This is a genomic window from Pseudoduganella rivuli (assembly GCF_009674485.1).
In the GTDB taxonomy this organism is placed as follows: domain Bacteria; phylum Pseudomonadota; class Gammaproteobacteria; order Burkholderiales; family Burkholderiaceae_D; genus Rugamonas; species Rugamonas rivuli_B.
The window spans coordinates 1-989 of record NZ_WKJJ01000060.1 but is presented as its reverse complement, the minus strand read 5'-3'; the positions used below and the strand labels follow the sequence as shown (position 1 = coordinate 989).

Here is a 989-nt window from a genome sequence, read left to right as displayed (position 1 = left end):
GTAGCTTAACCGCAAGGAGGGCGCTTACCACGGTAGGATTCGTGACTGGGGTGAAGTCGTAACAAGGTAGCCGTATCGGAAGGTGCGGCTGGATCACCTCCTTTCTAGAGTAGGCTGTCCGCCTAATGCTCACACTTATCGACTGTTCTAAAGAAGAACGAAGAAAGCATGTTGGGGCTGTAGCTCAGCTGGTTAGAGCACCGTGTTGATAACGCGGGGGTCGTTGGTTCGAGCCCAACCAGCCCTACCAGTTACCAAAATGCTGTAGCAAGATCCCGGGGGATTAGCTCAGCTGGGAGAGCACCTGCTTTGCAAGCAGGGGGTCGTCGGTTCGATCCCGTCATCCTCCACCACTGCTTTTATATAAGACCCGAGTCTTACATAAAAGTAGTACCGTTCTTTAACAATCTGGAAGAAGTAAAGTTTTATTTAAGCGTGTAGAAATACACACTTAGGGTAGTAAAACTCATCATCACAAAGCAGTAAATGCTTGCCTATAGCCGTCAAGGTTATAGGGACAAGTGAATAAGTGCACATGGTGGATGCCTTGGCGATTACAGGCGATGAAGGACGTGGAAGTCTGCGAAAAGCTTCGGGGAGCTGACAAACAAGCATTGATCCGAAGATGTCCGAATGGGGAAACCCGGCCTTTTAGGTCATCGTTAGCTGAATACATAGGCTAACGAAGCGAACGCGGCGAACTGAAACATCTAAGTAGCTGCAGGAAAAGAAATCAACCGAGATTCCCAAAGTAGTGGCGAGCGAAATGGGAAGAGCCTGTACGTGATAGTCAGTTAGATAGTGGAACCACCTGGAAATGTGGGCCATAGAGGGTGATAGCCCCTTACACGAAATCTAGTTGGTGGTACTAAGCGTACGACAAGTAGGGCGGGACACGAGAAATCCTGTCTGAACATGGGGGGACCATCCTCCAAGGCTAAATACTCGTAATCGACCGATAGTGAACCAGTACCGTGAGGGAAAGGCGA

Annotated in this window: 2 tRNA genes and 2 rRNA genes; all 4 read left to right on the top strand. The window is 49.3% G+C overall.

Annotation, left to right across the window (positions count from 1 at the left end):
- Nucleotides 1-104, top strand: a 16S ribosomal RNA gene (locus GJ700_RS34690); the annotation flags it as partial.
- Nucleotides 105-173: 69 nt separating this feature from the next.
- A tRNA-Ile gene (locus tag GJ700_RS34685) sits at nucleotides 174-250 on the top strand.
- 27 nt (nucleotides 251-277) lie between these two features.
- Nucleotides 278-353: transfer RNA gene (locus GJ700_RS34680), tRNA-Ala, on the top strand.
- A 162-nt stretch (nucleotides 354-515) separates the two neighbouring features.
- A 23S ribosomal RNA gene (locus GJ700_RS34675) occupies nucleotides 516-989 on the top strand; the annotation flags it as partial.